Here is an 8,763-nt window from a genome sequence, read left to right as displayed (position 1 = left end):
GCGGGTGCGGCCGGGGCCGGCCGCCGACCTCGGCGAGAGGTCGGGGCAGCGGCGGCGCCGCCGCGCCGCGCACCCCCGGGCCGACGCCCGTCGAGCCGGTCACGCAGCTGCTCGGCACGTGTCTTGCTGTACGGCACCGGCGTCGGGAGCCGGAACAACCGGCTGAAACGGCCCGGATGGCCGGTTGCCAGTGCGGCCACCGCTTCCGGCTCGTGACGTGCGGCGTTGGCCATCAGGCCGAGCATCGCCAGGATCGTGAGCGTCGAGGTACCGCCCGCGGACAGCAGCGGCAACTGGATGCCGGTCACGGGGAGCAGGCCGACGACGTAGGCGATGTTGATGAATGCCTGCGCGGTGATCAACACGGTGATCGTCGCGGTCATCAGCCGGAGGAACGGGTCGGTGGAGCGGTGCGCGATGCGCAGTCCCACGAACGCGAGGATCGCGAACAGGATCACCACCAACAGTCCACCGATGAGGCCGAGTTCCTCGCCGATGATCGCGAAGATGAAGTCGTTGTGCGCGTTGGGCAGATAGTTCCACTTGGCACTGGACTGACCGAGGCCGACGCCGAACACCCCGCCGTTCGCCAGCGCGTAGGTGGCCTGCCGCGCCTGGTATCCGGCACCCTGCGGATCGTTGATGTTGCCGAGGAAGCTCATCACGCGCTGCGACCGATAACCCTCGACCAGCGCGAGGACGACCGCGATGGCCACGCCGGCGGCGGCGAAGGTGAGGAACACCCGCACCGGGAGACCGGCGAACCACAGCAGCGCGCCGACGATGATCGCGATGGTGATCGTGGTGCTCAGGTTCGGCTCGAGGATGATCAGCACGCAGATGAGGAACGCCACCGGCAGGAGCGGGATCAACAATTCCTTGAGGGAGGCATTGTCGCGTCGGCGCGATGCGAGCAGGTGTGCGCCCCACACGCAGAGCGCCACCTTGACCAGCTCCGAGGGCTGCACGGACAGGCCGGAGATCACGAACCAGCGGCGGGCGCCCTGACTCAGGGTGCCGATGCCGGGGACGAGGACGAGCGCCAGCAGGATCGTGGTGATCACGATCATCGGCGCGGCGGCACGTCGGATCAGACGCACCGGGACACGAAGGGCCAGATAGAACACGACCAGGCCCATGAGGGCGAAGGTCAACTGGGTGGCGAACAACCCGTAGGCCGAACCGTCCTTGGAATAGCCTTCGACCGACGATGCCGACAGCACCATCACCAGACCGAATGCCGTCAGGAGGAAGGCGATGGTGAGGATCAGGTGGAACGACGCCAGCGGTCGGCGCAGGAGGCTGCGCACGCCTTCGAGCGCGGCGGCCGGCCAGGCGGCCAGGTCCGTCTGCACGGCCCGTGCAACCGACGACGCGGGAGTCCGCGTCCGAGCGGTCCGTCCGGTCCGGCTCCGCGATCCGCTGTCGCGGCGGGATCGCGCGGTGCGAGTGGACGATTCGTCATCGTCCTCCCGCTCCTCGCCCCCCGCGGCGTCTTCCCACCCGGCATCATCGTCCCGATCGAGGTCGTCGGGGTCTGAGCCGTCCGCCCTGGTGTCTTCCGCGGTGGCGTCGTCGGCAGTCGAGTCGTCTGCGGTCGATTCGTCTGCGGTCGCGTGGTCCGCGTCGAAACCGTCGCGGCTCACCGGCCCGCCCCCGGCCGCGTCGCGCCGGGCAGTGCGAGCGCGGCGCCCGCGAACGCGTCGCCGCGGGCGCCGTAGCCCGCGAACATGTCGAACGAGGCGGCGGCCGGCGCGAGGAGTACCGCGTCCGGGCGGTCGTCGGCACCGACCGCGAGAGTCCACGCCTCGGCGACCGCTGCGTTCATGACGGATTGCGACGGATTCGTGCGATCCACATCCGTGACCGCGGATGTACCGGTCACAGGCGGGTCGGCGGGCAGCGGTGCTGCCCCCGGAACGGCTACGGCGGTGCGCTGGATCGTCACCCGGCCATCGTCCCCTGTGAACAGTGTGACTGTTGGGACTTCTGGGGCGTGTCGCGCGATCGCGTCGACGATCTGCGTGCGGTCTCGGCCGATTGCGACCACACCGGCGAGGCGATCTCGCGTGCCGATCACAAGGTCGGTGACGTCGGCACCTTTGAGGAGTCCGCCGGCCACCAGCACGACCCGTCGATGGCCCAGGACGGCCGCCTGGGCGGCGTGCGGGTTGGTGGCCTTGGAGTCGTCGACGAACGCGACTCCGTCGATCACCGCGACGACCTCGCCGCGATGAGCGGCCGGCCGGAAGTCGGCCAGGGCGGTACGGATCGCGTCGGCACCGACTCCGATGGCGGCGGCGAGTGCGGCAGCCGCCACGGCGTCGGTGCGACCCGACGGACCCGGCGGATGGATCACCTCGACATCGGCGAGGTCGTCGCCCGCGTCGAAGGCACGGTCGACGATCCGACCGTCGACGATGCCGACCTGGCCCTCTCGAGGTTCCGCGAGCGTGATGCCGACGCGCCGCGCACCGGCCGGCGAGGCGAGTCCGGAGGCGACCTCGTCGTCGAGGCCGACGATCGCGACCTCGCCGCGCAGCGCTCCCGCCTTCGCCTCGGCGTAGGCGGCGAACGTCCCGTGCCAATCGAGATGATCGGGTGCGACGTTCAGCACCACGCCCGCAGCCGGATGCACCGACGGCGCCCAGTGGAGCTGAAACGACGACATCTCGACACACAGCACCTCGACGCGCGGTGTCCGACGGAGGGCATCGAGGACGGGCAGACCGATGTTGCCGCAGGCCAACGCCTCTCGACCGCCGGTGGTGACGATCTGCTCCAGCATCGATGTGGTGGTCGTCTTGCCGTTGGTCCCGGTGACCACCAACCACGTCCGCGGCGGCCCGAGGACGCCCGCGGAGTCGACATGCCAGGCGAGTTCGACCTCACCCCACACCGGCAGCCCGTGCGCCTGCGCCAGCTCGGCCAGCGGGTGGGTGGGTGTGAACCCGGGCGACACGACCACCAGGTCGGTGTCGACGGTCCAAGAGGGATCGTCGGTCAAGGCATCGATCGACACCAGTCGGGCGCCGCGCTCATGCAACGGTGCGACCGGATCATCCGCGACCGGTCGATCCACGGCGGGGCCGTCGGCCGCCGATCCGAATCTGGTGTCGGCGAGGACCACCCGAGCACCCACCGCGAGCAGATGGTCGGCCGCCGACCGGCCGGCCGTGCCCGCACCGGCGACCACGACGGTTGCCGTCGACAGGTCCGGCACGGTGGCGCCCACCGGATCAGCCACTGACCGCGAGGAACTCGCTGTAGAACAGCGAGAGCCCCAGGGCGCAGGCGATCGCGGTCAGCAACCAGAAGCGGATGATGACCGTCGTCTCCGCCCAGCCACCCAGTTCGAAGTGGTGGTGGAACGGGGCCATCCGGAACACGCGGCGTCCGGTGGTCCGGAAGAAGGCGATCTGGATGACCACGGACACGATCTCGGCGACGAAGAGCGCGCCGAGAATGACCGCGAGCAGTTCGGTACGAGTGGTGATCGAGAGTCCGGCGAGCATGCCGCCCAGCGCCAGCGACCCGGTGTCGCCCATGAAGATCTTGGCCGGCGCCGCGTTCCACCAGAGGAATCCGAGACATGCGCCGCCGCCCGCGACGGCGATCAACGCGAGATCGAGCGGATCGCGCACGACGTAGCAGCCAGGCGTGATGTCACCGGCGGCCTTGGGTCCGCCCGCACATGCGTTGCGGTACTGCCAGAAGGTCACCAGCACATAGGAGCCCAACACCATGGCCATCGAGCCGGCAGCCAGACCGTCGAGACCGTCGGTGAAATTGACCGCGTTGGACCACGCGGCGACGACCAGCCAGCAGAACACCACGAATGCGACCGACCCCATCGAGATGGCGTCGATGTCACGGACGTAGGACAGGTGGGTGCTCGACGGTGTGTAGCCGGAGTCGTTGCGGAACTGAAGGACCAGGACACCGAACAGCAGCGCGGCGATGAGCTGACCGATCGACTTGGCCGTCTTGTTCAGCCCGAGGTTGCGGTGCTTGCGGATCTTGATGATGTCGTCGAGGAAGCCGACCACGCCGAGAACGGTCGCGAGGCCGAGAACCAGCAGGCCGGACGCCGACGGTCCGGTGCCGTCGAAGAAGTAGCCCGCGATGTGTGAGCCGCCGTAGCCGGCCCACAGCGCGATGATGATGGCGACGCCGCCCATCGAGGGCGTGCCGCGCTTCGTCTGGTGACTCTGCGGCCCCTCGACCCGGATCTCCTGCCCGAAGCCCTGCCGGGAGAACACCCGGATCAGGACCGGTGTCAGCAGGATCGACACCGCCAGTGCGATCGCCCCCGCGATCAGGATCTGAGTCACCGCTGTATCTTCCCCTTCTCGTCCTGCTCGGTCACATCGGCGTCCGCGCGCCCGCTCGTCGCGTCGGCGTCCGCGTCGCATGAACCGACCGCACCGGACCCGACCTCCCCCGGCCCGATCTCGTGTAGCTCGGCCCCGGACCTGTCCCGGAACGCGTCGGCCAGGACCGCCCGGTCCCCGACCGAGCCGGCGATCAGCACGACGTCACCGCCGCGGGGCAACCACGACTCGTCCGATCCGATGAGCTCCAGAGCCGCACCGATGTCGGCGACCGCCAGGGCCTCGTCGCCCCAGGAGCCCTCCATGACGGCGCCCTGGTAGGTCGCTCGGACCGCGCGAGATGTCCCGATGCACAAGGTCTTGTCGATGGCCAGGCGCACGGCGAGCCGACCGATCCGATCGTGTGCGACGACCGTCGCGTCAGCCGTCGGCGCATCCGGGACCACCAGGTCACCCAGGATCGCGAAGGTACGCGGTCGAGCGCCGCGATCGGCACCGCGCGGCGTCGACGCGAGTTCGGCGACCCGGCGCAGCAGATCACGGATGTCCGCGTCGGTGGCGTCGACGCGCGAACTCAGCACCGTCAGCGCGGTGTGATCCCCCGCCATCACGGCGCTCCCGCCGGGCTCGACCCGCCACCGACCCGCGCAATGATGGCCTCGGCCGCGACCACCCGGTCGTCGAACGGATGCTTGACGCCGTCGATCTCCTGGCCCGTCTCGTGTCCCTTGCCGGCGATCAGCACGATGTCGTCGTCGTCCGCCCACGCGACGGCGGCTGCGATCGCGTCGGCGCGGTCGCCGATCTCCCGGATCTCCTCCGCGGCGGGTGGACGCTCTGCGGCAGGCACCTCGCGGGCACCGGCGAGCACGGCCGCCCGGATGTCGGCCGGGTCCTCGGTCCGCGGGTTGTCGTCGGTCACGATCACCAGGTCGGCGCCCCGTGCCGCGACCGCACCCATCAGCGGTCGCTTGCCGCGGTCGCGGTCGCCTCCGGCGCCGAGGACCACGGCGACCCGCGCACGCGCCTGGGCCCGCAATGTCTCCAGGACCGCTTGCACGGCCGCGGGCTTGTGTGCGTAGTCGACGACGGTCAGGAACGGTTGTCCCTCGTCGATCCGCTGCAGACGTCCGGGCACCGACACCGAGGCGATCGCGTCGACGGCCGTCGTCGTCGGGACACCGGCAGCCACCGCGATGGCCAGCGCGGTGAGCGAGTTGGCCACGTTGTATCGCCCCGGCAACGGCACGCGCAGATCGGCGTGCACGCCACCGGGACCGGTCACGTCCGCGCCTTGCGAGCCGTCGTCGCCGACACGCGACGGTCCGGCTCGCCAGGCCGCGGGGGTGCCCCCGGTGGCCACCGTGATCGGCTCCGACTTCCCGTCGGCGCCGGCGATCGCCGCCATCCGCCGGCCCCAGTCGTCGTCGACGCAGACCACCGAACGAACGGCCTGCGTCGACGATCCGGGCGCGAACAGCTGAGCCTTGGCATCGAAGTAGGCCGCCATCGTCTCGTGGAAATCGAGGTGATCCTGCGACAGGTTGGTGAAGGCGCCGATGGCGTAGTGCGCACCGTCGACACGACCGAGCGCGAGGGCATGGCTGGACACCTCCATCACCACCGCGTCGACACCGTCCTCGAGCATCGCGGCCAGCATCGCCTGGAGAGTCGGTGCCTCCGGGGTGGTCAGGGAGCTGGGTTGGGCGACCCCGTTGATGCGGGTCTCGACCGTCCCGATGAGCCCGACCGAGTGTCCCCCGGCGAGCAGCGCCGCCTCGGTCAGGTAGGCGGTGGTCGTCTTACCCGACGTCCCGGTGATGCCGATGAGCTTCAACCGCTGCGACGGGTAGCCGTAGATGCGGGCGCTCACGCCACCGAGCACGGCCCGCGGATTCGGGTGGACCAGGACCGCGCACGCCGCGTCCGGCGGCAGCACCTCGGACAGCAGGGAACGACCGGCATGGTCGGTGAGGATCGCCGTGGCCCCCGCCGCGATCGCCTGGTCGGCGAACTGGGCGCCGTGCGCACGACCGCCGGGAAGGGCAGCGAAGAGATCGCCCGCCGAGGCCTCCTGAGCCCGCAGGGTGACGCCCTGGACGGCGATGTCGTCGGCGGCGATCCCGATGAGGTCGACGCGGGCCCCCGTGGCTGTGGACAGGACCGACACCGGAGTCGGGTCGACATGGCGGGGGACCAGACGCCCGGTGCGGCGTCGTCCGGTGCCGGATCGGTCGGGACGTGTGGACGCCATGGGTCTCCGCCTCCTCGTCTCGCTCGGTCGCTGGGGTCGGTCGGGTGGGTCACGCACCCGGCCGAAGCCGGTCGAGCCACCGGCCCGGCCGAATGTGCACGGCCGCCCGGTGGGTGGCGCATGCCGGTCAGGTCACCGATTCGACCTGGTCGTCGTCTTCGCACACCGCGACCGGCGACGCCGGGCGGGCATGACCGACCCGCATCGGAACGCACTCACGATACCGTCAGCGCTCGGCTGCTCCCCCGCCGCACACCGGTGATCGTCGACTCACTGGGCCTGCAGTATCAACCTCGGCGTCGGCCTCGCCGACAGCGGCACCCGGTCGCGCTGCAACATCCACGACGCGATGGTGCTGAACAGCGGCGCAGCGGACTGGCCGCCCGAACCGTCGCTGCTGCGCCGCGGGTTGTCGAGCATGATGCCGATCACGTACCGCGGTGAGTCCGACGGCGCGATCCCCGCGAACGTGATGTTGTAGCGCGAATTCGAGTAGCAGCCGCAGGACGGATCGACCTGCTGGGCGGTGCCCGTCTTACCCGACACCTGGTAGCCGGGCACGGCGCCCTTGCTGCCGCTGCCCTGCTGCACCCCGGTCGGGTCGTCCTGGATCACCGCGCGGAACATGTTGCGCACCGTGGTGGCCGTCTGCGGGCTCACCACCCGCACCGGATCGGGCTTCGACGCCTCCTCGACGTCGCGTCCGTCGCGTTGCTCCGACATCAGGATCCGTGGCGGGACGCGCAGCCCGTCGTTGGCGATCGCCTGATACATGCCGGCCATCTGCAACAGGGTCATCGAGAGTCCCTGTCCGATGGGCAGGTTGGCGAACGAACCGCCCGACCATTGACTCAGCGCAGGCACTTCTCCGCCGCTCTCGGCCGGCAGGCCAACGCCGGTGCGGGCACCGAGGCCGAAGGCGGAGACCAGGTCAGCGAACCGCTTCTCCCCGACCTTCTGCGCGAGCATCAGGGTGCCGACGTTGGACGACTTGCCGAAGATGCCGGTGGTGGTGAACGGCTCCACTCCGTGCGCCCACGCGTCGTTGACGGTCACCCCGGACATCTGGATGCTCCCGGGAACGCGATGGACCTGCTCCGGGGTGGTGATCCCGTACTGGATCGCCGCGGCCGCGGTGATGATCTTGTTCACCGAGCCCGGCTCGAACGGCGAGGTGACCGGCCGGTTGCCCAGATCCGAGTCCTTCTGCTCGTCGATCGGCTTGGACGCGTTGAACGTGTTGTCGTTGGCCATCGCCAGGACCTCACCGGAGTGGGCGTCGAGCACGACCGCGGACGCGTTGCGTGCGCCCGACAGTGCCTTGGCCCGCGAGACCTGACTCTGGACGAACCACTGCGCGTCGGAGTCGAGCGTCAACCGCACCGTCGAGCCGTTGATGGCCGGATGGACGTTGCGGGTGCTGCCCGGGATCACCGCGCCGTCGGAGCCGCGGTCGTATGTCTTGGAACCGTTGGTGCCGGCGAGCACCGAGTCCATCGAGGCCTCGAGTCCGATGAGTCCGTTGCCGTCGTAGTTGACGTCGCCGATCACATTGGCCGCCAAGGACCCGCCGGGATAGAGGCGGATGTTCTGCGGGTCGGCACCGACCTCCGGGTAGTCCTCCATGATCTTCGCGGCCACGTCGGAACTGACCGACCGCGCGAGGTAGACGAAGGTGTCCTTGCTCGTCAGCTTCTCGCGGAGATCGTCTTCGCTGATCGAACCGCCCAGAGCCGATGAGACCCCTTTGGCGATGGCATCCAGCCGAATGTTCGCATCCGGGACGGAAGGGTCTTTGCGGTGTGCCTCGTCCAACGACTTGCGAACCGCCTGCGGGAGGAACGTCAATGCGCGCGCCTCGTCGGTGTAGGCCAGTGGCCGGCCGTTACGGTCCAGGATCGCTCCGCGTTTCGCGGTCATCACCTGGGTGTGTTCGCGTTGCTGTGCCGCCTGCGCCGAGATCGACGAGGCCTCGATGGTGTGCACCACCACCATCCGGACGGCGACGGCGACGACCGCGAGGATCACCACCACACCGGCGATGCGGGCGCGGAAGACGAACTTGTGCGGTTGCCGCGGATCCCGCATCGGGGTGAAACCGCCACCGCCGCCATCGGGACGCCCCGACGGCCGCGGGGGGCGGCCGCCGAGACGATGGAAATCGGCACGTGTCAT

Annotated in this window: 6 protein-coding genes; all 6 read right to left on the bottom strand. The window is 69.9% G+C overall.

Features of this window, described 5'->3' with window-relative positions; genetic code table 11:
- A partial coding sequence (ftsW, locus tag GS4_RS16895; RefSeq protein WP_007622753.1) for a putative lipid II flippase FtsW occupies window positions 1-1,646 on the bottom strand: 1,646 nt, incomplete at its 3' end.
- Entirely contained in the window at window positions 1,643-3,247 is a 1,605-nt protein-coding gene (gene murD / locus GS4_RS16890; RefSeq protein ID WP_040510840.1) for a UDP-N-acetylmuramoyl-L-alanine--D-glutamate ligase, read from the bottom strand. The genes murD and ftsW, both read right to left, overlap by 4 nt.
- On the bottom strand, window positions 3,240-4,334 hold the full coding sequence (gene mraY / locus GS4_RS16885) for a phospho-N-acetylmuramoyl-pentapeptide-transferase (RefSeq protein WP_007622750.1): 1,095 nt from the start codon (window positions 4,332-4,334) through the stop codon (window positions 3,240-3,242). Before mraY ends, murD begins: the two co-directional genes overlap by 8 nt.
- Window positions 4,331-4,942, bottom strand: coding sequence for a hypothetical protein (locus tag GS4_RS16880; protein ID WP_007622748.1), 612 nt, complete (start codon window positions 4,940-4,942; stop codon window positions 4,331-4,333). The genes mraY and GS4_RS16880 overlap by 4 nt, the downstream gene beginning before the upstream one ends.
- Window positions 4,942-6,588: a UDP-N-acetylmuramoyl-L-alanyl-D-glutamate--2,6-diaminopimelate ligase gene (locus GS4_RS16875; RefSeq protein ID WP_007622746.1), complete on the bottom strand. Its 1,647-nt coding sequence runs from the start codon at window positions 6,586-6,588 to the stop codon at window positions 4,942-4,944. The genes GS4_RS16880 and GS4_RS16875 overlap by 1 nt, the downstream gene beginning before the upstream one ends.
- A gap of 270 nt (window positions 6,589-6,858) precedes the next feature.
- Window positions 6,859-8,763, bottom strand: coding sequence for a peptidoglycan D,D-transpeptidase FtsI family protein (locus GS4_RS16865; RefSeq protein ID WP_040510837.1), 1,905 nt, complete (start codon window positions 8,761-8,763; stop codon window positions 6,859-6,861).

It is taken from the genome of Gordonia soli NBRC 108243 (genome assembly GCF_000334455.1).
GTDB classification, from domain to species: domain Bacteria; phylum Actinomycetota; class Actinomycetes; order Mycobacteriales; family Mycobacteriaceae; genus Gordonia; species Gordonia soli.
The sequence above is the reverse complement of the archived record's forward strand: the minus strand, read 5'-3'. Positions and strand labels throughout refer to the sequence as shown.